Origin of the sequence: Cryobacterium sp. TMT1-62 (assembly GCF_004403145.1) — a bacterium.
GTDB classification, from domain to species: Bacteria; Actinomycetota; Actinomycetes; order Actinomycetales; family Microbacteriaceae; genus Cryobacterium; species Cryobacterium sandaracinum.
On record NZ_SOGZ01000033.1, the window covers coordinates 44,838 to 71,627 of the forward strand.

General features: G+C 64.7%; 17 protein-coding genes. 11 read left to right on the plus strand and 6 right to left on the minus strand.

What is annotated here, in order from left to right; genetic code table 11:
* From E3T34_RS09250 to E3T34_RS09285, 8 genes are read left to right on the plus strand one after another with little or no spacing between them, the layout of a single operon-like run.
* Window positions 1-1,212, plus strand: a complete 1,212-nt coding sequence (locus tag E3T34_RS09250; RefSeq protein ID WP_134342801.1) for an McrC family protein — start codon at window positions 1-3, stop codon at window positions 1,210-1,212.
* 12 nt (window positions 1,213-1,224) lie between these two features.
* Window positions 1,225-2,385, plus strand: a complete 1,161-nt coding sequence (locus E3T34_RS09255) for a DNA cytosine methyltransferase (RefSeq protein ID WP_134342802.1) — start codon at window positions 1,225-1,227, stop codon at window positions 2,383-2,385.
* 60 nt (window positions 2,386-2,445) lie between these two features.
* A complete protein-coding gene (drmD, locus tag E3T34_RS09260; RefSeq protein ID WP_134342803.1) occupies window positions 2,446-5,670 on the plus strand; it encodes a DISARM system SNF2-like helicase DrmD in 3,225 nt (1,074 codons plus the stop codon).
* Entirely contained in the window at window positions 5,660-9,718 is a 4,059-nt protein-coding gene (locus E3T34_RS09265) for a DNA methyltransferase (RefSeq protein ID WP_174843133.1), read from the plus strand. Before drmD ends, E3T34_RS09265 begins: the two co-directional genes overlap by 11 nt.
* Window positions 9,719-13,471, plus strand: coding sequence for a DISARM system helicase DrmA (gene drmA, locus E3T34_RS09270; protein ID WP_134342804.1), 3,753 nt, complete (start codon window positions 9,719-9,721; stop codon window positions 13,469-13,471).
* Window positions 13,468-15,573 carry a DUF1998 domain-containing protein gene (drmB, locus tag E3T34_RS09275; protein ID WP_134342805.1) on the plus strand — a complete coding sequence of 702 codons (2,106 nt, stop codon included), beginning with the start codon at window positions 13,468-13,470 and terminating at the stop codon, window positions 15,571-15,573. Before drmA ends, drmB begins: the two co-directional genes overlap by 4 nt.
* Before the next feature lie 17 nt (window positions 15,574-15,590).
* The gene (gene drmC, locus E3T34_RS09280) at window positions 15,591-16,283 is read left to right on the plus strand and encodes a DISARM system phospholipase D-like protein DrmC (protein WP_206750600.1); all 693 of its coding nucleotides are present in this window, start codon (window positions 15,591-15,593) and stop codon (window positions 16,281-16,283) included.
* Between the two features lie 34 nt (window positions 16,284-16,317).
* Window positions 16,318-16,779, plus strand: a complete 462-nt coding sequence (locus E3T34_RS09285) for a very short patch repair endonuclease (protein WP_134342807.1) — start codon at window positions 16,318-16,320, stop codon at window positions 16,777-16,779.
* A gap of 48 nt (window positions 16,780-16,827) precedes the next feature.
* Here the strand turns inward: E3T34_RS09285 and E3T34_RS09290 are convergent, their stop codons facing one another.
* Window positions 16,828-17,709 (minus strand): HNH endonuclease, encoded by an 882-nt coding sequence (locus E3T34_RS09290; protein ID WP_134342808.1) that lies wholly within the window; start codon window positions 17,707-17,709, stop codon window positions 16,828-16,830.
* A 131-nt stretch (window positions 17,710-17,840) separates the two neighbouring features.
* On the opposite strand from E3T34_RS09290, the gene E3T34_RS09295 reads away from it, so the two are divergent.
* Window positions 17,841-18,875, plus strand: coding sequence for an NADPH:quinone reductase (locus tag E3T34_RS09295; RefSeq protein ID WP_134342809.1), 1,035 nt, complete (start codon window positions 17,841-17,843; stop codon window positions 18,873-18,875).
* A 52-nt stretch (window positions 18,876-18,927) separates the two neighbouring features.
* Here E3T34_RS09295 and deoC read toward each other — a convergent pair whose 3' ends face one another.
* Genes deoC through deoD form a run of 3 tightly spaced genes read right to left on the minus strand, consistent with a single transcriptional unit; the run spans window position 18,928 to window position 21,812 of the window.
* On the minus strand, window positions 18,928-19,632 hold the full coding sequence (deoC, locus tag E3T34_RS09300) for a deoxyribose-phosphate aldolase (RefSeq protein WP_134342810.1): 705 nt from the start codon (window positions 19,630-19,632) through the stop codon (window positions 18,928-18,930).
* 9 nt (window positions 19,633-19,641) lie between these two features.
* Complete coding sequence (locus tag E3T34_RS09305; protein WP_134342811.1) at window positions 19,642-21,048, minus strand: MFS transporter; 1,407 nt, start codon at window positions 21,046-21,048, stop codon at window positions 19,642-19,644.
* Window positions 21,048-21,812 carry a purine-nucleoside phosphorylase gene (gene deoD, locus E3T34_RS09310; RefSeq protein WP_241977378.1) on the minus strand — a complete coding sequence of 255 codons (765 nt, stop codon included), beginning with the start codon at window positions 21,810-21,812 and terminating at the stop codon, window positions 21,048-21,050. Before deoD ends, E3T34_RS09305 begins: the two co-directional genes overlap by 1 nt.
* A gap of 86 nt (window positions 21,813-21,898) precedes the next feature.
* Here deoD and E3T34_RS09315 point away from each other — a divergent pair, with 86 nt between their 5' ends.
* The gene (locus E3T34_RS09315; RefSeq protein WP_134342812.1) at window positions 21,899-22,690 is read left to right on the plus strand and encodes a GntR family transcriptional regulator; all 792 of its coding nucleotides are present in this window, start codon (window positions 21,899-21,901) and stop codon (window positions 22,688-22,690) included.
* On the opposite strand, the gene E3T34_RS09320 is transcribed toward E3T34_RS09315, so the two are convergent.
* On the minus strand, window positions 22,658-23,329 hold the full coding sequence (locus tag E3T34_RS09320; protein ID WP_134342852.1) for a deoxyribose-phosphate aldolase: 672 nt from the start codon (window positions 23,327-23,329) through the stop codon (window positions 22,658-22,660). The genes E3T34_RS09315 and E3T34_RS09320 overlap by 33 nt on opposite strands.
* A gap of 37 nt (window positions 23,330-23,366) precedes the next feature.
* The gene (gene tkt, locus E3T34_RS09325) at window positions 23,367-25,454 is read right to left on the minus strand and encodes a transketolase (protein WP_134342813.1); all 2,088 of its coding nucleotides are present in this window, start codon (window positions 25,452-25,454) and stop codon (window positions 23,367-23,369) included.
* A gap of 94 nt (window positions 25,455-25,548) precedes the next feature.
* On the opposite strand from tkt, the gene E3T34_RS09330 reads away from it, so the two are divergent.
* On the plus strand, window positions 25,549-26,733 hold the full coding sequence (locus tag E3T34_RS09330) for an ROK family protein (protein WP_134342814.1): 1,185 nt from the start codon (window positions 25,549-25,551) through the stop codon (window positions 26,731-26,733).
* The last annotated feature ends 57 nt before the right edge of the window (window positions 26,734-26,790 follow it).

Sequence of the window (26,790 nt, forward strand, 5' to 3'; positions counted from 1 at the left end):
ATGCCGCGAATCCTCCTCCATGAGAGCAGCGAATCCAAGCGGATTCGAATGCCGGCCCACGTTGCCATGGCCTTGAATCAGCAGCAGATCGCGACGTGCTTTGCGGATGAACCGGGCGTGTGGAACGTCACCAACGTGCGCAAGGTCGGCGTAATCCGGATCGGTGAATATCAGGTTGATCTGCAGCCGAAAATCCCCATCGCGCGCCTGTTTTTCATGATGACATACGCTCGGGACCAGAGATTCTGGCGCCATGGCGAAATCGACCTTGATAGCGAGAGCGACCTTCTCACCACCATCGGTAGAGCGTTCACTGATCAGGTCGGGCGGGCGATCAGTCGTGGAGTACTCCAGGGATACAGATCAGTCTCCGAATCAGCGGCTGTCATCCGTGGTCGGTTGGATATCGCGGCGCAGATAACTCGAGACGCGGGCCTTCCACTGCCGGTCAGAGTGACCTATGACGACTACACAGTTGACATAGCTGAGAACCAGTTACTTTTAGCCGCTGCAGATCGGTTGTTGCGCATGCCGAGTCTCCCCGCGCCAACTCGGCAGGCGGTGCGGCGTATCCGTGACGTACTGCGGGAGGTCAGTCTGATTCGCACGGGCGCCCCGTTGCCGGAAGTTCGATTCACGCGGATCAATGAGCGGTACCGGAATGCGATCGGCCTCGCCGTGCTCATCCTGAACAACGCGTCGCTAGAGCACCGAGAAGGCGCCGTTACAGCGACCTCATTTCTTTTCGATATGTGGACCATCTACGAAGATTTCGTGTCGTCGGCTTTAAGCGCTGCACTGTCTCAGTTTGGCGGGGAGGTCGAGTCCCAGCTGAACGATCATCTGGATGCGGGTGAGAAAGTCTCCATTCGACCGGACATCGTTTGGCAGCGTCGCGGCATGACAGTGGCGGCAATTGACGCAAAGTACAAAGCAGAAAAGAACGGGCGACATCCGAACGCCGACCTCTACCAAGTGTTGGCGTACTGCATTCGATATGGTCTGTCAGAGGGGCACTTGGTCTACGCGGCCGGCAACGAGTCTCCCGCTGAACACGTGGTCAGTGAAGCGAAGGTGACTCTTTTCTGCCATGCGATCGATCTCAATGCGGCACCGGAGAAATTACTCGACAACATCCGTCGCCTGGCTGAGACGATCGCCGCAGGAGCTGACCAGGCGGCGCTGCGCACGGCTAACGTCCCCAGCGTCTGAAATACTCGAAAGATGCAATCTGACGCCCCGATACTGAGCTTGTTCGGGGGCATCGGAGGTTTCGAGCGTGGGCTGAGTAAGGCTGGTTTCGCCGGGCCCGTCCACGCCTATGAAAACTGGGAACCGGCGCGTAGCGTGCTGGCGAACCGCATCCCAGGAACCGTTCTCCACTCCGATGTTCGCGACCTCCCCAACGACATGCACGATGCGCACCTCGTCGTCGCCGGATTCCCCTGCACGGACCTGTCGCAGGCCGGCAAGCAGGCAGGGCTCGACGGCAGCGCATCGGGCCTGATCCTCGGCGTACTTGAGCGGGTCCGCATCGCGAAGCCCGAGTGGGTCCTGCTGGAGAACGTGCCCAATATGCTGCGGCTCAAGCAAGGCAATGCAATCCGAGTCATCACCGACACCCTCACAGAGGCGGGGTACTCGTGGTCATACCGCATCCTCGACGCCCAGTACTTCGGTGTGGCCCAACGACGCAAGCGCGTGTTCATTCTCGCGAGTCGTCATCATGACCCGTCTCGAGTGTTGTTCCGGGACTTGAATGAAGCGCCTCCAGCGGGTGTCACACCATCGCGCCTGCGTTCTGACGCGAATGGCTTCTACTGGTCCGAGGGCAACCGGGGCGTCGGCTGGGGCATTGGTGTCGTGCCCACCATCAAGGGATCGACGACTGCTGGAATTCCGACCTCTCCGGCTGTCTGGTTGCCGGCCGTCGAGGCCGAAGAAAGATTCCGGACGCCGTCGATCGAAGCGCTGGAGATGCTCCAGGGCTTCACCGCAGGATGGACCAAGGCCGCTCCCGAACGGGATCGCTGGAAGCTGGTCGGTAACGCGGTCGCGGTGCCCGTGGTTCGCTGGATCGCCGAGGGTCTCAAGGCCTACGACGACCTGGGCCCGGTCGATCTCGCGGGGCGGATGACAGCTGGTGACGGATGGGGCTGGTCCGGCGCGCTCGTTGACGGTCGCCGCATAAACGGAAAACTCCCCGACGCACTGACTACCGGTTCCCTGCATCGGCAGACCTCGCTTGCTCGCCTGTTGCGTGAGCGAGGATCTCGCCCGCTCTCGCAGAAAGCGGCGCGGGGCTTCACGACACGACTGCAACGCAGCAGCTTGAACTACGATCCCGACTTCATGAGAGACCTCGTGTCCTACTCCGGGCTCTGATATCGGTGGCGTTGTGTAGAAACTTGATGTGAGATCGTTTGTGGAGGGGAAGTTGGCAACATGGGGGAATCAGTGACGATAGAGCTTGACGCACGCAGCACGACGACGACCACAGAGGTACCCGAAGTCGGCCGGCTCGCGAGCGTTAGAGGCGCAAAATGGATCGTCACCAATGTGGCGCAGCAGGCACTCCGGCGGTCGAGCGCGGATGATGGCACCGCCGAGCTCCAGCATGCGGTGTCGCTCCAGTCCATCGAAGAAGAGCACTACGGTCGTGAGCTCACGGTGGTCTGGGAGCTGGAACCGGGTCGAGGCGTCATCCTTGAGCAGGGCCTACCCGTCACCATCGATCCGACTCGGATTGACGACCCCACGACATTCGCTGCGTACGTCGACGCCCTCCGCTGGGGTGCGCTGACCTCCGCTGACGCCCGCACGCTGCAGGCTCCCTTCCGAAGCAGCGCGACTGTGGAGGCTTACCAACTCGAGCCGCTCCGCCGTGCCCTTGAGGCGCCCCGCGCGAACCTCCTTCTGGCCGATGACGTCGGCCTCGGAAAGACGGTCGAGGCGGGCCTCGTGGTTCAGGAGCTCCTGCTCCGGCATCGCGCTCGCTCGGTGATCATCGTGTGCCCCGCGGGCCTGGTCATCAAATGGAAAGAAGAGATGTCCGAGAAATTCGGGCTGACCTTTGAAATCGTCAACTCGAACACTATGCGCGATTTCCGTCGTCGTTTCGGCGTGCATGCCAACCCGTTTGTCGTATTCCCGCGTGTCATCGTCTCCATGTCGTGGCTTCCGACCCCGCGAGCCGAGCGACTTCTGCGCGATGTCTACGCGCGCGCAGACGACAAGCGCATCGCCGACCGCTACGCCTTCGACGTCGTGATCATCGATGAGGCTCACCACGTGGCCCCTGCAGCTCCCTCTCGTGGCGGTAGCGACACGAACCGCTACGCGGTCGACAGCCAGCGCACGGTCGCCGTTCGTGAACTGGCGCGGCGGTGCGAGCACCGACTTTTCCTCAGCGCCACTCCTCACAACGGCTACACAGAGTCATTCACCGCGCTCATGGAGATGGTCGACCCGCAGCGCTTCGCCCGAGGCGCCGACCTCGACCCACAGGCTCTGGCTCAGGTGGCGGTGCGCCGGTTGAAAAAGGACCTTCCGAACGAGGGATTTCAGCTCAGAGAAGTGCACGCGATGTTGTTCCAGCCGAGTGCGGGCGAATCCGAAGCCTATGACCGGCTGATCGCGTTCACGACGCGACGCAACAAGGCCGTCAAAGCAGACAAGGGCAAGCGGGCCGCCGACCTGGCCACGCTGATTCTGAAGAAACGGTTCTTCTCCTCGCCGACGGCGTTCGCCGCGACAGCGGAGACATACCTCGCCACACGGCTGCGCGGTGATGATGACGTTGATCTTCCCGACTACGACGAAGTGCTGGGCGACGAGGCTTCCGATGAAGAAGAAGGCCGCACCGAACAGCCAGAGCTTGAGGCCCTGCGCAGCGCCCAGCGCGCACAGGTCCCGTTGACAGATGAGGACGTCACGGACCTTGAGTGGCTCATCGACTGGGGCTCGCGGTTTATGTCGCTGCCGGACACAAAACTGCAGGCACTCATCAACCAAATCCGCGCGCAGCTCCTCACTCCCGATGGCACCTGGCTGAACGGGCGTCTCGTCATCTTCACCGAGTACGTCGCGACACTTCATTGGATCCGCGACGTGCTCAACGCCTTCGACCTCGGGGGCGACCGGCTTGCAGTGATTGAGGGGGCCACAGACGCCGACGAGCGCGAACTCATCCGCGTGCGCTTCACTGAGGAACCGTCGAAAGACCCGGTGCGCATCCTCCTCGCAACGGATGCCGCAGGCGAGGGCATCGACCTGCAGACGCACTGCCACAGGCTGGTCAGCTACGACATCCCCTTCAACCCGAATAGGCTTGAGCAGCGCATCGGCCGCATCGATCGGTACGGGCAGACTGAGCGACCGCAGGTCTACCATCCCGACCCTGAGGACAAGTCCGATACGGCATCGAACTACGCTCGAGACACCGACTACCTCGCCCGGGTCGCTCGCAAGATCTCGCGCGTGCAGGAAGACCTGGGCTCGGCTGGCGACATTATCGACCCCGACATTCAGCGGGACCTCGGCTACGGCAACCTGCCGAGCCGGCCAAAGCCAGTCAAGGGCTCCGGCGAACAGATCATAACCAAAGCTCTTCAGGGTGAGCAGAATCTTGGCCGCGAGCTGACCGAGCTCGCTGACCGGCTCGAAGGATCTCGCGATCGACTGCACCTCCACGACCGCAACCTGCGCCGCGTACTCGAGACGGGACTCCGCGTCTCCGGGCAGCCCGGCCTGATCGAAGTGGTCGACGACCAGGAACAGGCCGAGCTTTTCGCGCTACCCTCCGGCCTCGACCGCACCTGGACGCCTGGTCTCGAGGGGCTGCACACTCGGTTGCACCCGGAGGTCGCGCGCCCCATCACCTTCGAGGGGAAGGACGCGAAGGGGCGTACCGACATCGTCTACGCGCACCTCGGGCACCCGCTGATCCAGCGTGCCGCGCGGGAACTGCGCGGACAGATATGGACCCGCTCTAACCACATCCACGGCGTGAGCGCCGTCGTGGTCGACGGTCTGGAACAGTCCTTTGTCGCCGGTGTCGCCCGCCTGGTCGTCGTCGGCGACGGCGGCACTCGCCTCCACGAAGAGGTCTTCCTCGCCGGAACCAGGCTCAGACGCCGCCAGGAAATCGGAGTCGAAAGCGCCGAAGAGCTACTTGTCACGGCGCTCGACGCCGACAGGCTCGCCGTTCCAAAACCGGGTATTCTGGTCGCGCTCGCCGACCTCTGGAACGAGGACGGCGAGGCTGATGGCGGTATCCGTCAGCGTGTCCGCGCCGCCGTGGATTCCCGCGCGCAGAGACTGCGGGGAGCGATCGAGCAGGATCTAGACAAGCGCAAGATCGCAGACCTCGCTCGAGTCGACGAGGTGTTCGCCCGGTTCCGGCATACGCTCGCCAGCACCCTCGACAACGCCGAGGTCCGCAGGCGCGAGGTCGAGCAGATGCTCTTCCACGAGGAACAGCAGCAGCGCGAGAAAGACCTTGCGAACATCCGCCGCCGGCTTGATGTCCTCACGGAGGAGCAGCGCGACGAACGCAACGCGGTCGCCCGACGGTACGCCAACCTGCAGCCGCACACATTCGTTGCCGCGGTCGTTTTCGCACTGAGCCCGGCCGACGCCGAGAGACTGGGGAAGACCCGTGGCAATTAAGGATCCGTGGGAGTGGTTGTCCCTTGTCGACATCGATGGGCCGTTCCTTTCCAAGGCGGCGTTGAAGTCGGTGTTCCCGTCGGGGCTCGACCGGCCTTTCAATGCAATCGACGACGTCAACAGCACGTTCGTGTATGAGCACACGCTCTGGTCCAAGGCATGGACGAATCGTCACGGCAAAGCGGATGCTTCTGGTGGGCTGGCCTGGCGCGACCGCTGGGTCACCGCGGTTCTGCGTGACCTGTTGCAGTGGGGCCAGTACCTCGTCGAGAACCCCGATCCCACACTCGTCGCAGGTTCGCCGGATGGTGATGTGAGGGTTCGCCCGTGGGCCGCGCTCGACGTCGGCCATGGTCCTGCTGCGCTCGTCGTGGTCGTGGACCCGACGGAGGATCTCCGCCGGTTCGGTTCCGATGGCTGGGCCGCGGACTCGATCGATCGCACCGCCGCCTTGTTGCGCGACACCGGGGTCACCGTTGGCCTCGTCACCGACGGCCGCTGGTGGGGAGTCGTCTCATCGGTCAGTGGTGTCACCACCGCGAGCGGTGTGTTCGACGCGCTCATCTGGCGCGAGGAGAGAGACAGTCGCGACGCCTTCTTCGCTCTTGCCGGCCTCGTCTCCATCGCCGGCGGTGCCCCGGAGAAACGCCTCCCGAGGCTGTTCGAGGCGAGCGTCGCCAGCGCCGAGGCGATCACCGAGGCCCTCGGCGATCAGGTGCGTCGCGCGGTCGAGCTCGTGTTGCAGGCCATGTCGGAATCACACCTGCGTGCCCTCGCGAACGGTGAGGAATCACCGCTGCCCGATGACGCCAAGGAGGTTTATGAGGCCTCCGTTTCGGTGCTGATGCGGGTCATATTCCTCCTATTCGCAGAGGAGCGCGGGCTTTTGCCGCAGCACCAGATGTATCGCGACTCCTACGCCATCGCCGGTGTTCGCGTTGATCTGGAGCGCCAGGCGCAGAACGACACCGAAGAGGCACTCGATCACACGTGGGAGACCTGGCATCGCCTGCTCGCGGCGAGCACCGCCATCTATTCGGGCGCCACGTTCGAAGACACCCGCATGCCGGCCTACGGCGGCTCGATGTTCGACCCCACCCGGTTCCCCTGGCTTCGCTCGACCAACGCGCAGGGGCTACTTACCGTGCGCGTCTCCGACCGGGTCATGCTCAAGGTGCTCCAGGCTGTGCAGATCGCCCACGTCGGCGGCGAGGCCCGCCAGTTGTCGTTTCGCGACCTCGACGTCGAGCAGATCGGCTACGTCTACGAGGGACTGCTCGGCTACTCCGCCGAGTACACCACCGATGTCATCGTCGGCCTGCACGGCAAGAGCGGCTATGAACCCGAGATCGCTCTCGCCGAGCTGAGTGACCTTGCGGATGCTGCCTCCAGCGGCATCGACTTTGCTAAGAAGCTGACGGATCACCTTGGCAAGTCCCAGGCCACTGCAAAACCGGCGACGCCACGGCAGATCGCCAAAGCCTACGAGGCCGATGATGAGACGGATGCCGCGGACGCCCGCACCCGCCTCGGGTACGTGCTGCTCGGCCACACCGAGATCGTCGACCAGCTTGTCCCGTTGCACGCTCTGATCCGCAACGACCTGCGCGACTTCCCCTACGTCGTGCCCGCAGGTGGCCTGGTGATGACGGAGTCGCCGCAACGCGCCAACACGGGCACGCATTACACCCCGCGCTCGCTCGCGGAGGAAGTGGTGCTGCACGCGCTCGAACCGCTCGTCTACTCGCCAGGGCCCCTCGACACCGAGAACAAGGACGACTGGGTGCTGAAGAGCTCCACCGAGATCCTCAACCTCAAGGTCGCGGACATCGCCGTTGGGTCCGGCGCTTTCCTCGTGGCCGCCGCGCGCTACCTCGCGGCGCGTCTCATCGAGGCGAGGTCGAAGGAAGGCCTGACCGCCGAGGAGAATGAGGACGTCAAACGCTGGGCGATCCGCGAAATCGTCGCCCGCTGCCTCTACGGTGCCGACATCAACGGCATGGCCGTCGAGATGTGCAAGCTCTCCCTGTGGCTCGTCTCCATGGACCCAGGCAAGCCGTTCTCCTTCGTCGACGACCGTGTCTTTCACGGCAACTCCCTGCTCGGCGTCACAACCGAGCGTCAGTTGCGCGCACAGCACATCGACCCCGGACACAGCCAACTTGTCCAATCGAAGCTGCTGCAACTCGATGTCGACAGCGACCTCGAGAAGGCCGCGCAGCTGCGCCGGGAACTCTCCAGCGGCCAGGTCGACGACGCCGACCGGATGAGGTCCTCCCGCGCCAAGCGGAAGCTCCTGGAAGAGTCGCGCGCGGTCACCGCGAAGCTACGTGACGTCGCTGACGGCATCATCGCGGCCGGGCTGCTCGAAGGAGGCAAGCCAGGGCGCGCCCTCGAAGCAAGGTACGACGAGCTAGCCGACGCTCTTTACACGGCGTATCCACCGATCGTAACAACGGGGGAAGGCGCCCGACTCGAATTGTTACTCACGGCAGGGCTCACGCCCGCTGTTGAAACCGGTGATGCTCGCTGGAAACCATTGCACTGGGTGATTGAAGCCCCGGATGTGATTGTGGAACACGGAGGATTCGACGCGATCATCGGAAACCCACCATTCCTTGGCGGCCAGAAGTTGACGGGAGCGATGGGCACGAATGTTCGTGACTGGTTCGTTCATGTCATCGCTCGGTCGGCTCGGGGAAGCGCTGACCTCGTCGCATATTTCTTCCTTCGTGCCTATGACCTTCTCGTACCGGTTCAGGGTCAGCTCGGGCTTATTGCCACGAATACGATCGGTCAGGGCGCGACGCGGGAGGTGGGCCTTGACCAGATTGTCGACGCCGGGATGGTGATTCGCCGGAGCGTCCAGAGCGCAAGTTGGCCAGCTCGGAGCGCAAACCTTGAATACGCGGCTGTGTGGGGTTCGCTGCGCCCGCTCGGTGAATCCGTTCGGCCGGTTTCGGACGGTACATTCGTGCACTCGATCTCGACGCTGCTTGAGCCACAGGGAAGGGTGGAAGGCGTGCCTGTCCGATTGGCTGAGAATGCCCGTTTCGTCTTCCAAGGGTCGATCGTCCTTGGCTCAGGGTTCGTTTTGACTCCCGAGGAGGCGGCAGTAATGGTTGCCGCGTCGTCGGCGAATGCGGAAGTGATCCGCCCCTACATGAATGGGGAGGATCTCAATTCTCGGCCGTCTGCTGACGGAAGCCGGGCAGTCATCAACTTCTCCGACTGGCCGTTGTCGCAAGCTGAGCGCTATAGGTTGCCGTTTGAACGCGTTCTCGCGCGGGTGAAGCCCGAGAGGCAACGGCTCAAGCCTGACGGGACATATGCATTGCGTAAGCCGTTGCCTGAACGATGGTGGCACTACGGGGAGAAACGACCCGGTCTCTATAGAGCAATCGCCGGCCTGCGGCACGTGATCGCAATCACCCTCGTAAGCAAGACGGTGATGCCGATGCGAGTTATGGCGGACCAAGTTTTCAGCCACGCGCTCGGCATATTTGCAACCGAGGATTTCGCGGATTTGGCAATGCTATCGTCCATGCCGCACCAGACTTGGGCAATCAAGTACGGGTCGGGGATGAGGAACGATCCCAGATACACGCCCTCGGACGTCTTCGAGACACTCCCGCGTCCGAACTCGACGAGCCGTATGCGTCAGGCGGGCGAGATCTTGGATCGCGAACGCCGCGAGGTTATGCAACGCCGCCAGATGGGGCTCACGCCGCTCTATGGCCTTCTTAACAACCCGATCATCACTGCAGATGCTGATGTGAACCGTCTCCGTGAGATCCACGTCGAGATCGACCACGCGGCCATGGAGGCCTACGGATGGACCGACGTCCCACTCGACCACGGTTTCCACACCTACCGCCAGATGGAACGGTTCACAGTGAGTCCTGGCGCCCGCGTCGAAATCCTTGATCGGTTGTTAGAGGAGAACCACCGCCGGGCGGCGCTGGAGGCGGAGAACGATGGCAAGGCGACCTCTATCCGGGAGATGGAAGTCGACCTTGAGTCAGTCCCAGAAGGAGCGATGTTCTAGATGACGACCACCGAGATCACTTCCGGCACCCCGGCGACTTCCGTCGAGGTGCGCGACGAACTTATCGACCTACTCCAGCGCGACCTGATGGGCCCGTGGGGCGAACTCGACGAGACGATCAGCGGCACGCCGCGTGGTCGGTACCTCGTCGGAGCTCTCGCGCCCGTCGCGATCGGCGACGACGAACCAGTGCCAAATCCGGTGCGCGGGCGCCTGACCGCGGACGACGCGGACAGCCCCGAAGATTTCCGCGACTCGGAAGGCGTGGCGGTCGTGGACCCAGACGCGAGCCGCGACGTGCAGGGCGTGCTCGAAGAAGCGGACGAGACGATCTCCGACGCAGGCGGCACCGACACGGATGAGGACCGCGGCCCAGAGTCCAAGCTCATCGCGCCCTCGTCGATGGGGCTACGGTTCCAGGTCGGTCCCAAGGACAACAACCTCATTTTCACTGCAAGGTGGGGGCAATACGAGTCCCGTCGGGAGACCGACGAAGACGGCTACACCAAGACCTACAACGACCGCACGCCCTACGACAAGCCGGTGACGATCGATATATCGAGGATCGGCACGAGCGAGACCCTCACCAAGGTGATCGTCGATGGCCACGTCGCCATCTCGGTCGAGGTGTTCGAGCACGACGGCGTACGCGTGGTCGAAGCCGCACTGCAGAACACCAAGGTCACCGGCAGAGAGCTGCCGCCTCGCGTGTGGCTGTTCCAGACCGAGCTTGAGGTGACCGCTGCCGACGGGCAGGCGGTATTCCGGCCGACTCGAGATGCGCTCGACAGTGCGCGCGACTTCGGCGATGCCGAGGTGCTGCAGCTCGACCTGCTCTACCGCGACCGCCTCGAATTCGCCGTCGGTCGCACGGCCTCCGCCACGTGGACACTGCCTGAGCCGGACTCCCGTCGTGCGGTCGCTGTGCGCACTACTTGGCTGCCCACCGCAGATGTGCCGCAAACGCTCGCGCCGTCGATTGCGGGCGCCCAGATGAGCATGCGATTGCTGATGGACGCGGCCCCAGAACAGCTCGACCAATACCTCACGCCATTGATCGACGGCTACGAGGACTGGCTTGGCAGGCGGCGGGTCGATGCGCAGGCGCTTCCGGAGCATCTGCACGAAGTCGCGGAGAGCGGCCTCCAGGACGGCGAAGACGCTCTGAAGCGCCTCCGCGAGGGACTCGCCCTCCTGACCGACGCCGCCTCGGACGCCCCGAACAGTGCGCAGGCGCGGCAGGCGTTCGCGTTCATGAACCGCACCATGCGCGATCAGCGCATCCGCTCCCAGATCGCGGGACTCCGGGCCGCTGAACGGACCCTGACGGCGGCCGAGGCGACCGCGGCGATCGAGTCCAAAGGGGACATCGCGGCCTCCTGGCGCGCGTTCCAGCTCGCGTTCATCCTGATGCAGCTGTCGTCGATCGTCGACCCCACGGTGCCGCGGCGGTCCGGTGACATGCCCCGGGCCGAGCTGCTGTTCTTCCCGACCGGTGGTGGCAAGACCGAGGCCTATCTCGGGCTCGCGGCTTTCACGTTCGGCATCCGTCGCCTGCAGGGAGTGATCGAGACGCCTGGCGGGGTGATCGACGGTCGCGACGGGGTGGCCGTGCTGATGCGATACACGCTGCGGCTGCTCACCTCGCAGCAGTTCCTGCGTGCGACCACCCTGATGTGCGCGGCCGAGATCGTACGCCGTGAAGACCCCGCGATATGGGGAGACGAACCATTCCGGATCGGACTCTGGGTCGGCTCGAGCGTGAGCCCGAAGCGGTTCGCCGAGGCCGAGCAGCAGGTCAAGGACGTACGCAACGACGACGGGAATTCGGCCTACGGGCTCACCGTGCTTCAATTCAGCAGCTGCCCGTGGTGCGGCACGCCGATCAATCCGAAGGCGGATGTCGTCGCCGTGAAGGCAACCCAGCGCATCCACGTGTACTGCGGCGACAAGCTCGGCACCTGCCCATTCTCCGCCGGCGGCAGTGTCGTGGACGGTCTGCCTGTGCTTACCGTCGATGACGAGATCTACCGGAATCCGCCGACGTTCCTTCTTGCTACCGTGGACAAGTTCGCGCGGCTCGCCCGCGAAGGCGAAGCGGCGAGCCTGTTCGGGTACGTGTCGAAGCGGTGCGAGCGGCACGGCTACAAGCATCCGGACACCGCCTCGACTGTGTGCAACGCCAAGGACCACGCGTCGAAGGTGGAAGGAGGCCGGACGTACCCGAAAGCGTCAGTCAAGCCTATCGACCGCCTGCGGCCGCCGGACCTCATCATCCAGGACGAGCTGCACCTCATCACCGGCGCCCTCGGTACGGCCGTAGGGCTGTTCGAAGCTGCCGTCGATACCCTCTCGACGTGGGAGATCGGCACAGCTGACGAGGCGGCGCTGGTCAAGCCGCTGGTCATCGCATCGACGGCGACCGTGCGCAACGCCCGCGACCAGGTGCAGAAGCTCTACGCGCGGCGGGTGCAGATCTTCCCACCGCAGGTGCTCTCGGTCACCGACACCTTCTTCTCCACGGAAGAGCCGATCACCGCGGCGAAGCCCGGACGCCGGTACATCGGCGTCTGCGCGCACGGTGCGCGGCTGACGCTCGCCGAGATTCGGGTCAGTGAGATCCTGCTGCTCGCCGGGCAGAAGCTGTTCGACGAGCACGGCGACCCGGCAGAGCCGTATGCGACCCTCGTCGACTACTTCTCTGCGACCCGCGAGCTCGCTGGCATGCGCCGGTATCTCGAAGACGACATCGTCACTCGCACCAGCAACCCCGACAGGGACTCGGGCTACCCTCGCCGCGGTTCGAGTGGATTACGGATCGGCGAACTCACGTCGCGCATTTCGTCGTCGGAAATCTCGGCGACGCTGACCAACCTCGCGGTGCCATTCGATCCCGAGAGAGACACGACGCAGGCAAAGCGGCAGTACGGCGTTCTAGCAGCTGCAGCCAAGGCTGCGGGTAAGAAGCTAAAGTCGCGAGACGCTTTCCCCTACGACGTCGTGCTCGCGACGTCCATGCTGCAAGTGGGCGTGGACGTGCCACGCCTCGGGCTAATGCTCGTGGTCGGCCAGCCGAAGAACACTGCAGAGTACATTCAGGCGTCGTCGCGGGTCGGTCGTGAAGCCTCCAAGCCCGGCCTCGTGGTGACACTCGCCAACCGTTCCCGGCCGCGAGACATGGCTCACTATGAGCAGTTCCAGCACTACCACGAGACGTTTTATGCTCACGTCGAAGCTCTGTCGGTGACGCCGTTCTCCGATGCGGCCCTTGAGCGTGGGCTGACGGGCCTGTTGGTCTCGGCGGCGCGCGTCGCCGACGAGCGGAACATTCCCTCGCTGTCGTCGGAAACTGGGGCAGGCTCCATCGCGATCCGGCGGCCGTTCGTCGACCAGCTAGTCGACCGGATCGTCAAACGCATAGCGGTCGCGAGCCAGGATGATCTCGTGGCGGAGGCAGCACGCGGCAAACTGATCCTCCGCCTGGACAAATGGACCGACGAGTCAGACAAATGGTCGGGCGCGCTCACTTATCAGAGGGACACGGTGGCTGGTGGTCAGATCGTCTCGCCACTGCTCGTAAGCCCCGAGACGGTCGTACCTGACGAGCACAGTCGGCTATTTCAAGTGGCGAACTCCATGCGCGAGGTCCAGCCGGAGATCAACCTGCTGGTCACGCCTTTCGCCGGCAAGCTTGCGGAGCCGATCACGGCCGCCGCACCGAAATGGGTATTTGCGAAGAAGGAATCGAAATGACCGAGGTGGGGGAAACGACCGCTGTAGTGCAGGAGCCGATCACTGTGGCCGGCGAAGTCGCAGACCCGTTCGGCGACCTCGACGACATCCCTTCGAAGAACAACAGTCGCGTCGGCTCGGTCCGCCCGAGCTCGTTGCTCTACACATCAGGCATCGGCGCAACCGTCGACATGCCGCACCTTGCGGTCATGCCCCAGGGCCTCGACGCGTGGGAGCTCGCCTACTCCCGGCAGGGCAAGCCCCAGCTGGTCTTGGTGGAACGCCTACTGACCGCCGTGCGCGGCCAGCTGGGGCATCAAGTGGATGAGCTGCGACAGCCGCCCTGGGTTCCGGAGAAGGCGTACGAGAGCGGTACGCCGATCGGCATCCCGACGCGAGTATTCCCGCAGTGGCTGCGCTGCACGGGGTGCGACCTGCTCGCACCCATCTCGGAATCGAAGAAGTTCGAGTTCGTGAACAAGAGCAAGCACCGCCCCGACAAAGCACAGTTCGTGCACAAGGACTGCAAGGGACGACCCAAGAAGGGCCAAAAGCTCGGAACGCTGGACGCGCGCCCGCGCTTGGCGGTGCCTGCCCGATACCTGATCGCATGCACCGATGGGCACCTTGACGAGTTCCCCTACGTGGAGTGGCTGCACCGAGCCGACGAGGGGGGCGGAAAGTGCTCGAAGGCACCCAAGCCGGAGCTGCGGATGGTCGAGTGGAGATCGAACCTGGGTCCGCAGGTGACCATCAGATGCGTGGCGTGCGACCTGAGCCGCAACATTGCGGAGCTCACCCGCGCCGGTGGCGAAAAGATGCTGCCGAACTGCCGGGGGCGGCATCCGCACCTTCCGACATACGCTCCCAAGAACAAGCCGTGCGAGGCCGAAGTGCGCCTCATGCTGCTTGGAGCGGCGAACCAGTGGTTCCCGGCGTCTGTGAGCGTGCTCGTCCTGCCTGCCCGGAAGCACCTCACCCCGGCCGACATCGCAGTGACTGTTAAGGGGCTGCCCGCCCCGACATTCATCGACGTGCAGTCGCTCGAGGACCTGATCGGATGGCGCAAGTACGGGCCCAAGGACGTCCGCGCGCTCTTCGAGGGGGTCTCAGATGATGCGCTCTGGCAGGCGATTCTGGTCGCTCGCGGACAGGCGGTCGCCGGTGCAGACGCGGCTGCGACGCCGTTGAGCTTCGACCCGATCACCTTGTTGGAGCCGGAGTGGGACACACTCGTGCACCCTGAGGACTTCGAGAGCGAAGACCGCAAGGCTGGATTCCGGGTGCGGCCGGTAGACGTGGCATCCGCTTTGCAGCCGGTGACCTCGCATGTGGTCGCCGTTGAACGAGTCAAGAAGGCCAACGCTTTCATCGGATTCACCCGTATCGACGCTCTCGACCGTGTGGGGGACGCCCCCAGTCGGATTGCTCCTCTGGTGCAGTCGGGCAAGCCGACATGGGTGCCGGCGACGGAAGACCGCGGCGAGGGGGTGTTCCTCCGGTTCGATGAAGATGCGGTCCGCGCGTGGGAGAGCGAAGTTCTGGAGTCCAAGGTGTGGCAGGCCCACATGGCAGCGAACGAGCGCAATGTGAAGCGTCGCCAGAGCCTCACTGCGGTGGAGATGATCGCGGCCGATCGGATGCCTCCGCCTCGCTATTGGGCGCTGCACACGATGTCCCACCTGCTCATCCGTGAGATGGCGATGTCGAGCGGGTACGGGTCGGCCTCACTCACCGAGCGCCTCTACGCCTGGCGGGAGACCGACGAGAGGAAGCCGGCGGCCGGCATCCTGATCGCGACGACATCGCCCGACAGCGAGGGCACCCTCGGGGGCCTGGTGGATTTGGCTCGCACCGAGCGGCTGGCAAGCGTGTTCCAAGACGCCCTGCGGCGGGCAGAACGGTGCTCGTCTGACCCCATCTGCGCGCACCGAGTGCCGAGCGGTCAGGAGGACTTCCTGCACGGAGCGGCCTGCCACTTCTGCGTGTTCGTGTCGGAGACATCGTGCGAGAAGGCGAACCGGTTCCTCGACCGCCGCTTCGCGCTGACGCTCAATGCCGGGCCCGAGCATGTGGTCGACGGGCTCTTCCAGCCGGTGCTGGCAGCCTTCGGGGCGAAATAGCCGTGGCAGATGCGTTGGTGCAGCTCGCGAAGGTGTTGTCACCGACACAAGCGACGAGCGTTGCTGCGTCATTGGATATCGACGGCCGATTGGACTACGCGATCGCGACGCTGCCGGGTACATCGCACCCAGCAGCGCCGCTTCTCGGCGCTGCGCTGAAGCGTCTGGGAGACTCTGCGGTGCTCGCCTCCGCGTTGCGGGGATTCGCCGCAGCGGGGGCGAATGCTCCGAACCCGCCGCGAGCGGTGTGGAGCGGGCCGTCATTCGACGGCGACAGTGACCACACGACCGCGGCTGTCGCCCACCTGATCGACGAGGCGACAGAGGACGTTTTCGCGTCGACCTACTCTGCGACGCTGGGGTCACCGTTCGTCGAGGCACTGTGGCGTGCGATCGCCCGGGGAGTGACGGTCACGGTCCTCGTGGATGGCAGCGAAAAGATGTCAGGTACTGCGGCGAAGCTGCTGAAGAGGCTTGAGGGGGCTCGATTCCTCACCTACGTGCCGGACGGGTCATTCGGATTGCAGCACTCCAAGGTAGTAATCGTTGACTCTGCCGCCGCATTTGTCACCAGCGCGAATCTCAGCGAGGCAGCCGCTCATCGCAACCTCGAGGTGGGGGTGTTGGTTCGTGATCCTGAATTCGCTTCGAAGCTGCGGCAACGGTTCCGGTCGCTCGCGGCGCTCAACACACTCATGGATATCGACTGACCGGAGTCTCCTTTGTCGGCGCTGGAGTGTCACGATGGATGTGATGAATGAGAGGCCGATGTCTTGGGCGTCGAGTCCGGCGACGCGCCGATCGATGCAAGGTAACAAAGCGCGGGACACGAGTGCTGAACTCGCCGTCCGCAGGCTGCTGCACGCGCGAGGGCTGCGCTACCGCGTGAACTACCGGCCGCTACCGGAGTTGCGCCGCACCGCAGACATCGTGTTCACGCGCCGGAAGATCGCGGTACTTATTGACGGGTGTTTTTGGCACGGCTGCCCGCTGCATTACACGCGTCCCGCCGCCAACCGGGAGTTTTGGGATGCCAAGGTGGAGCGGAACAAGGTGAGAGATGCCGATACCGTTCGCGCCTTCGAAGCGGCGGGGTGGAGGGTACTGCGGTTCTGGGCGCACGAAGGAGCCGCAGAAGTCGCGGACACGATTGCTGCAGCGGTATTCGAAGGGCGCTCGAATACGACGGTTGAGCCCGAGGCGTAGGCCTAGCGTCTACACTGCACTTTATCGAGTGTGCACATCCAAGGATTGTCAGGCCGCGAATTCCTCGTACCGTCTTGCGAGGGCATCGGGAGCCGGCCGATCGACGCGACGGCGGGGAAGCGTCAACGTCCTTCCATGCATGTCCTGCAACCCGTAGCGGAGCATCGGCCCGTCGACTTCGTCGAGGAGAGCGTTATTGATGCGAACGACGTAAGTCGGTGTAATCCCCAGGAGGTTGCGGTCGTAGGCAGCGTGGTGGATTTTGCAGAGAGACAGGCCATTGGTCACATTGGCGAATCCGTCCTGATCGGCATCAGGGATGATGTGGGCAGCATCCAGGAGTTCGACGTGCTTGAGCGAACAAATGGCGCAGGTGTTCGCGTAGGCGTGCATGACCTTTGCTCGGAAGGCCGGCTGATGAAGACGGGCTTTGACGGTCCGTTCTGCATACGCCCGCTGGTCCGGCGGTAGCGTGGCGGGATCGCCGAAGAAGCGAAGTGATTCATCCATGGTGATCGTGAAGACCCTCTTTATCGGGTCATCCGCAACGACGTACACCGGGTAATGAGCGACGTAAACACTGGTGCGAATGCCTTCGAAGTAAATGAGGGGCGCCTGGACCTGAAACGCTTTCTTCAGCTTGGTGTTGTCGCTGCGCTCCGCAGTTCGGTAGTCATATTTGACGAACGCAGCCGTGTCGAGTTCATCGGAATAAGGGCTGTCCACGCTCGTCATTATGCTTAACGTGGATTCGAAGTCGACTGGGTTTCGGATTCCCCTCCCGCGATCGATCAGCGGGAGGCGGATGTCACCGATATAAAAGTTGAAGAGTTCATCGCGGGTGAACTCGCACTGCCCGCAGAGTTGACGATCATCGAGCCAGCGAAAGATGGCGACGCGAAGATCCTGTTCGATTTCGGGCGAGTACACATAGCAGGTCTACCAGGTTATTCATGTTGAACCGGTACCTGGCGGAGACTCTTTGTGCCGGTGAACAACTCTTATTACTCAGGCACAGAGCGCTAGGGAAACATTCCACCCTCGCCCGTGTTACCCCTGACATGAAGTCCATTGTGTACAGCCAGACCGGTGACCCGTCCGTGCTCCAGCTCGTCGATCGGCCGGTGACCGAACCCGGAGCCGGCGAGGTGCAGGTGCGGATCGTGGTCAGCGGCGTGAACCCTACCGACTGGAAGTCGCGCCTCGGCTCAGCACCGGGCCAGGCGCTGGCGTTCGACGACGTGGTGCCGGGCCAGGACGGTGCCGGCATCGTGGAGGCGGTCGGCGCTGGGGTGCAACATGTGTCGGTGGGCGACCGGGTGTGGCTGGCGCTCGCCGCGTACCAGCGCGCGAATAGCGGTTCGGCCCAGGAGCACGCCGTGCTACCCGCGGAGCGCGTCTTCCTGCTGCCGGCGAATGCGAGCTTCGACCAGGGCGCGAGCCTCGGAGTGCCGGCAATCACGGCGTACCGGGCGCTGACGGTGGCCGAAGACGGGCCGCGGCGCCTGCACCCGGGTGCCCTAGCCGGGAAGGTGGTGCTCGTGGCCGGCGGAGCTGGTGCGGTCGGGCACGCGGCGATCCAGCTGGCCCGGTGGGCGGGGGCATCCGTTGTCACGACCGTGAGCGGTCCGGCGAAGGCGGCGCTCGCCACGGCGGCCGGCGCGCAGCACGTGCTCACCTACACCGACCCGGATGTCGTCGCCCAGATCCGGGCGATCGCGCCGGAGGGGGTGGACCTGATCGTGGAGGTCGCGCCGGCCCAGAATGCGCGGCTCGACCTGGCCGTCATCTGTAATCGGGGGTCGATCGCGGTCTATGCCAACAACGGTGGCGACCAGGTGACGCTCGACGTGCGCCAGCACTTCAGCCTCAACGTGCGCTACCAGTTCGTGCTGCTCTACACGGTGGGTGCCGACGTGATTCGGGCGGCGGCCGAGGACATCACCGCGGCCCTCGTCGATGGCGCACTGACTGTGGGGGAGGCGGCGGGGCTGCCCCTGCACCGCACCGACCTCGCGCACACGGCGGATGCCCATGCCCTGGTCGAGAGCGGCGTTGTCGGGAAGGTGCTGATCGACGTCTCGGCGGGCCGGTAAGAACATGCGCGCCGGGCTTACACAAGATGGAATGTGCGAGCCCGGCCGGTTGTCAGTAGCTGCCAGCGCCTTCGGCCGAAGACGCACCGGAGAGCAGTGCCGCGCTGCCCGAGACACCAAGCCGGGTCGCGCCGGCTTCGATCATGGCCAGGGCATCGTCGAAGCTGCGTACCCCGCCCGAGGCCTTCACCTGGGCTCGGTCGCCCACGGTCTGCTTCATCAGGCGCACCGCGTGCACGGTCGCTCCGCCGGCGGGGTGGAAACCAGTGGAGGTCTTGACGAAGTCGGCTCCCGCGGCGACGGATGCCTGGCACGCGCCGACGATCTCGGCATCGGTCAGCGCAGCGGATTCGATGATCACCTTGAGTACCTTCGGTGCCGGAACGCTCGCGCGCACGGCCGCGATGTCAGCCTGCACGTCTTCAAAACGGCCGGCCTTGACGGCACCGATGTCGATGACCATGTCGATCTCGTCGGCTCCTTGCTCGATGGCGAGGGCGGCCTCGGCGGCCTTGATGGCGGAGTGGTGCTTGCCGCTGGGGAAACCGCAGACGACCGCGACCTTGAGGTCGGTGCCGGCGGGGATCGTGAGCGGCAGCATCGACGGGGAGACACAGATCGAGTAGGTGCCGAGCCTGATGGCCTCGGCGATGAGTGCGGTCACGTCGGCTGCGGTGGCCTCGGGCTTGAGGAGGGTGTGGTCGATGTGCTGGGCGACCATGGCGGCGCTGAGGGGGACGGTGGGGGTCGAAATCATGGTGTGTCCTTAGTTGGTGACGGGTGCGGGTTCGGGTTCGCCTTGGCGCTCCAGGACCGCGACGAAGGCGCGGTAGAGCACCAGGCCGAGGGCGGCGACCGCCGCGAGAATCAACAACACCGTTCCGTAAGAGGCCGCCTGGTCGGTGCCGGCGATCCCCCCAAGCAGGTTGGGCTTCAGGTTCATCAGGGTTGCGGTGTAGGCGATGCCGATCGGCACTGCCATGTTGATGGTGAGGTTGTAGAAGCCGATGGCGATACCGGAGTTCTCGACCGGCACCCGCCCAATGGCGGTCGACACGAGGGGGCCGTACATCAACGCGAAGCCCATCCCGAACAAGATCATCGAGATCACGAAGATCCCGATCCACTTGTCCACCACCAGAGCCGGGATCAGCATCGAGGCGGTGATCACGATCAACGCCGTGGTGATGGCCTGCTTGGATGTGAGGAACCGGGCGATTTTGCCGGTGGCCGAGCCGACTATCACTGCGGCGATGTAGCCGGGGATCAGCAGCAGGGAGACCTCACCCAGGTTGTAGCCGTAGATGTCGGATACCAGGAAAGGGAAGAGGAAGGTGTAGCCGAGCTGGACCGAGTAGATGACGAATACCACGATGATCATCAGCGAGTATTGAGCGTTGGCGAAGAACGCGATGGTGATCACGGCGTTGTCGTTGGTTCGGATGTGCCAGATGAACAGGATCAGCCCCGCGACGACTGGCACCAGGTACCAGGGGTTGAAGTTCTGCATGAACAGGATGATGCCGGTGGCGAACACCGCGATCAGGAAAAGCCCGAGCACGTCCACGTGGCTGTCGTTCGTTTCCTCCGCAGCAACCGTGCGGAGCACGAGCGGGATGGTCAGCAGGGAAAGCAACGTGACCAGGAAGAAGGCCGCCCAGCCGATGTAGGTGGCGATGAAGCCGCTGCCGACGGTGCCGATCAGTAGCGACAGTTGGAAGGCTGCGGTGCTGAAGCCCAGGTACTTCTTCTGCTCGTCGCCCCTGAAGTGCTTGGTGACGTAGATCACGTAAAGGGTCTCGGCGGCCGCCAGACCGGCGGTCTGGATCAGCCGGCCGATTAGGACCAGCCAGAAGTTGGCCTGGAAGATGAAGCCGACGATCGACCCGATCGTCATCACGAGGATCGCGAAAATGATGAGTTTCCGGATACTGATCGAGTCGGCCAGCGCGGCGTAGACGACGGCACCGATACCGATCAGGATGCCGGTCAGCGTGGCTTGCAGGCTGACGGTGTTGACGGGCAGGTTGAGGTCCTGCGCCAGCGCCGGCGACATGAACTTGAAGCCGTTGTCCAGCACCAGCGAAAACACGAAGAGAAACAGCAGGATAGGAACGGCCCGGGTCGGTGTGAAGACCGGGGTTGGACGCTTGGCGTGAGTCGCGTTGCTCATCAGATCAGTTCCAGCGCGATCTCGATCATTCCTGTGAAGGCGGTCTGCCGTTCCTCGGGGGTGGTCTTGGCGTTGGTGACGAGCTGGTCGCTAACAGTGAAGATGCCAAGCGCATCGACGCCCCCGGCCGCGGCGTTGGCGAACAGACCTGCCGACTCCATCTCGGCGGCCAAGATGCCCATCTTCATCCACTTCCCCATGGCGTCTGGATCGGCGCCGTAGAACAGGTCGGACGAGAGCACATTGCCCACGTGGGTGCGTTGACCGCGCTCGTCGGCGGTCCGTTTGGCGTGCTCGAGCAGCCTGTACGACGACAGCGGCGCCCATGAACCGGGCAGGTTGAACTGGTGCAGGTAGTTGGAGTCGGTCGACGCGCCCTGGGCGATAACTACGTCGTAGAGCTCCATGTTCTTCTGCATGGCGCCGCAGGTGCCCACCCGGATCAGGTTCTTGACCCCGAAAAAGTGGATCAGCTCATAGCTATAGAGCGAGATGGAGGGGATGCCCATACCCGTGCCCATTACGGACACGGGACGCCCGCGGTAAGTGCCCGTAAAGCCCAACATGTTACGAACCTCGTTGAAGCACCGGATGTCGTCGAAGTAGGTCTCGGCGATGAATTTTGCTCGTAGCGAGTCCCCCGGAAGGAGGATCGTCTCGGCGATGTCCACCCCTTTCGGATCAATGTGCGGCGTGCTGCTCGTGGGGGGATACAGACCCTTCATCGTTGACGGTGATCCGACCCTCGTGGTGGTTGAACTCATGTTGACCCCTTCGTCTGAATAGTATGAAGTTATACCTCTCAGGTAGCATATCAAATGTGATACGTTCGGGGTGACAAGGAGGTCTCGTGACGACCCGTTTGGAACCGCACCCGTTCTTTCACCAGCAGCTCTACCTCACCGTCGGCCAGCCGATTCGAGTCGCCGTCTACACGCGGCTCGCAGATGGAATCCGCTCTGGTGTGTTCCGGCTCGGCGAAATGCTGCCGAGGGAAACAGAGCTCTCGGCAATGCTCGGCGTCAGCCGCACACCCGTACGCGAGGCGCTGATGCTCCTCGAAGAAGACGGGTTACTGGTCACCCGTCGCGGAGTTGGACGATTCGTAACGGACTTCATCCCGCACGGCGGACTGGAGCAGCTGCGGCCATTTGAGGTCGCTCTAGCCGACCCGAACATGACGTTGACTGTTCAGCCGGTGCGCTTCGAGTTGGAAGGGGTTACAGACTTCGTGTCCCACCGGCTCTCGCTCGACCCGGCTGCCAACGCCTGGATCCGCGAGAGCGTCTTGCTGCAGGATGGCGTTCCCGTGGCCACTGTTCAAGAGCATCTCCCCGCTGGGCGCTACCTCAGTGATGTGAGCGCGCGAATCGCATCCGAACTCTCGGAGATCGCCGCCGAACCACGGACACTCCTCGCATCCATGCAGGCCAACGGCCACGTCTTCACAAACAGCGTGTGCCAGATCGTCGCAACCGACGCTGGCCCCACGCGAGGGAAACTGCTGAACATAGAGCCGGCAGCGGCGGTCCTCGTTCTGACCCAGACAGCGGAGCACGGCGGAGTTCCGATCTACGCCGCAAAATGTGTCGTCGCGCCCGGGCACGGGTCACTGTCGGTCAGGCAACATAACCCGAACTAGGGGTGCTTTTCGGCGGGGGATCAGGCTGAATGCGGGCGACCCTGTCGGCGGCCACGTCGGCCCCTTGTCGAGCGCATGCAGTGCGAACGCGCGCGGAACGATGCGACGGTTCCAGGCGAGCAGACCTGTCCGCCCAATCGAGTTCGGCGAGGCCGGCACGGACGCCCAGTAGGTGCCGGTCGGGACGGCGTGCGTGCTGCCGCTGAGCAGTGCGGCGCTGCCGGAGACGCCGAGGCGACTCGCGCCCGCAGCGATCATAGCTCGGGCATCGTCGAAGCTGCGCACGCTGATGACCTTGAGCACCTTCGGTGCGGGGGTTCTCGCGCGCACGGCCGCGATGTCGGCCTGCACGTCGGCGAACCGGCCGGGCTTGACAGCACCGATGTCGATGACCATGTCGATCTCGTCGGTGCCCTGCTCGATGGCGAGCGCGGCCTCGGCGGCCTTGACGGAGCTGTGGTGCTTGCCGCTGGGGAAGCCGCAGACGACCGTGACCTTGAGGTCGGCGCCTGCGGGGATCAAGAGCGGCAGCATCGACGGTGATACGCAGACGGAGTAGGTGCTGAGCTCGATCGCCTCGGCGATGAGGGCCGTCAACTCTGCGGCGGTGGCCTCGGGCGTGAGCAGGGTGTGGTCGATCTGGCGGGCGACGCTTGTGGCGTCGGGGCGAGAGTGATCATGAGGTGCGTTCTTCGTTGGTGAGGGGTTTGGAGGTGCCTTGCGGCGTGCCGGGGTGCGCGCCGAGGGTGACGTGCGCGGCGGCGATGACCGCGTCGAGGTGGATGCCGCGGCGACGCAGCACCTCGGGGCCGCTGCCCGACTCGCCGAATTCCTCGATCGACACCACGCACCCGTCGAGGCCGACCCAGCGGTACCAGGCGTCGCCGCGGCCCGCCTCGACGGCGACGCGGGCGCGCAGGGCGGTCGGTAACACCGATTCGCGGTAGTCGGCGTTCTGCTCCGCGAACCACTCGGCACAGGGCAGGGAGACCACGCGGGCGGAGATGCCCTCCTCTGCCAAGCGGGCGGCGGCATCGATCGCGAGGTGGACCTCGCTGCCGGTGGCGAGGATGGCCAGGTCGTCACCGTCGCCGTGTTGCCAGCGCACATAGCCGCCGGCCGTGACGCCTGCAGGAGTTGTGTCGCTGCTCTCGAGCACCGGCAGATCCTGCCGGCTGAGGATGAGCGCGACAGGCCGGTCGGGGGAGGCGAGGATGCGACGCCAGGCGGCGACGACCTCAATGGAGTCGGCGGGGCGCACCACGTCGAGGCTCGGAACGGTGCGAAGCGACGCGATCTGCTCGACGGGCTGGTGGGTGGGGCCGTCTTCGCCGACGGCGACGGAGTCGTGGGTGAAGACGTACACCGCGCCGAGGCCCATCAGGGCGCCGAGACGGATGCTCGGGCGCATGTAGTCGCTGAAGACCAGGTAGGTGGAGGCGAACGGGCGCCACGGGCCCTGCAGGGCGATGCCATTGATGATGGCCGCCATGGCGTGTTCCCGGATGCCGAACCGGATGAACTCGCCGGCCGAGTTGGTTGCGGAGAAACGGTCGCCGTCGACCTCTACGGTGGTGGAGCCGGCGAGATCTGCGGAGCCGCCCCACAGGGGAACTGCGCCCTGCAGGGCGCGGAGCACGGCGCCGTTGGTCTTGCGGGTGGCGATCAGGTCGCCGGGGCTGCCGACCTTGACCGAGTCGAGAGCAGACGTGTCGAACTCGCCGCCGCGGAAGGCAATCCAGCGCGCTGAGGCCTCGGGGTCGAGGGTGCTCCAGGAGGCCAGGTCGGCCTCCCATTCGCGGTGCAGTTCATCGCCGCGGGTGAGCGCCCCGCGGGTGTGTTCGAGGGTCTCGGGGGCGACGAGGCCCTGCAGGGGAGCATCGGGGGCGAAGCCCAGTGTCGTCTTCACCGCGGCGAGCTCGTCGGCGCCGAACCCACCCGCGTGCGCGGCCGACCTGCCGCCGAACTTTGCGGAGGGGGCACCGATGACCGTGCGGAGAGCAACCAGGGTGGGGCGGCCGGTGCGTTCCGCCGCCGCGCGGAGGGTGGCCTCGAGGGCATCAAGGTTGTTGGGGGTGTCGATCTCGAGCACGCGCCATCCGTAGGCCCGGTACCGGGCGCGCACGTCTTCCGTGAAGGTGTCGGCGGTGCTGGAGTCGATGGTGATGCCGTTGTCGTCCCAAATGAGAACCAGGTTGTCGAGACCGAGCGTGCCGGCCAGGCTCGACGCCTCACCGGAGACGCCCTCCTGCAGGCATCCGTCGCCCGCCAGCACCCAGGTGGTGTGGTCGAGCAGGGTGGAGCCGGGGGTGAACACGGCGCTCTCGTGCCGGGCGGCCATGGCCATGCCCACGGCGGAGGCGACGCCCTGGCCGAGCGGTCCGGTGCTCATCTCCACGCCGACGGTGTGGTGCACCTCGGGGTGTCCGGGCGTCTTGGAGCCGAGGGAGCGGCTCTTGGCGAGGTCGTCGAGGGTGAGGCCGTAGCCGGTGAAGAACAGCTGGGTATAGAGCAGAAGGCTGGCGTGACCGGCGGAAAGAACGAAGCGGTCGCGGGCGGGCCAGTCGGGGTGGGCGGGGGAGTGACGCAGAACTCGGGAGAACAAGACGTGGGACAATGGCGCCAATGCCATGGCGGTGCCGCCGTGTCCATGTCCTTTGGCCTGCACGATGTGGGCGGCCAGGGCTTGGGCACTCGCGACAGCGCGGGTGTCGAGCTCGGGCTGCGTCGTCGTTGACGTGGGATTTGTTGATTCGGTAGCCATGGGAGACACTTTGGTATACAAATGTACTTAAGTCAATAACGGATCCGGCGAGTGTGCAGTGCACCCGCGGATGCGTCGGAGGGGTAAGGATTCGATGGCTCACACTTTATCTACGGGCTCGGGCGTGGTGCTCGGTCTGATCCGGTCCGGCCTCGCCACCACCCGCAGCGGCCTCATCGACCAGCTCGGCTGGTCGCGGATCACCCTGGCGCGGCGCCTGGACGAACTGCTGCTCGCGTCGATCGTGGTGAGTGTGGGGCAACTCGATTCCCGCGGCGGCCGCCCGCCCGAGGAGTTCGCGGTCAATCCGCACGCCGGCCTGCTGTTCGCCGTGGACATTGGTGGATCGCACACCCGGCTGGCCATCACCGACCTGGTCTCCACCATTCTCAGCGAGGATGAAGCCGACATCGGGCTGAGCGAGGGGCCGGCCAAGATCTTCGAATGGGCCGGCCAGGTCTTCGACCACATGCTCGATCGGCTCGGCAAGACCCGCGCCGACGTGGTGGGGATCGGCGTGGGCGTGCCCGGCCCGGTCGATTTTGTGACCGGGCGGCTCGCCACCGGGCAGGTGGACGCGCAGTGGGACGGCGTTTTGGTGAAGGACTACTTCGCCGGCCGCTTTGACAATGCCGTATTCGCCGTGGACCGGGACGTGAACATCATGGCGCTCGCCGAGGCGCGGCGAGGCTGGAGCGAATACCGAGACGTGGCGGTGCTCAAAGCCGGCATCGGGGTCGGTTTGGCGTTTGTGCTCGACGGCTCGATCTACCACGGCTCCCGAGGAGGCGCGGGCGATCTCAGCCCGGTGCGCTCCGGCGGAGCCCGCACCGAACGGCTCGAGACGAGCGCCAGCGGTGCGGTGATCCGCCGCGAGCTGCAGCGCCGGGGCTACCGGGTGCGCACCAGCAACGACATCGTCGGCCTCGCCAACCAGGGCGACCCCGAGGTGCGGCGGCTGCTCAGCGAGACCGGCACCGCCATCGGGCAGAGCCTGGCGCACGTGGTGGGTCTGCTCAACCCGCAGGCCGTGGTGGTCGGCGGCAACCTCGCCCAGGCCGGCGAGCCCTTCCTCGGCGCCATCCGCGACGCTATCTTCGCCGGCGCCCGGGACTTCGCCCTGCAGGGGCTGGTGGTGGAGAAATCCCGGCTCGGCCACATCGCCGGCATCACGGGAGCCTCGCTCATCGCCCAGGACGCACTCTTCGAGGCCGACCGCATCAGCCGGTTAACCCGTGGCGCCCTGCCCGGTCTCTCCCCGCTCGTTCCGTCGATCTAACTCGCGCTGGAGCCTCGGCAGTTCCCACACTGGCCGCGCCCGCCATTCGTTGCCTAC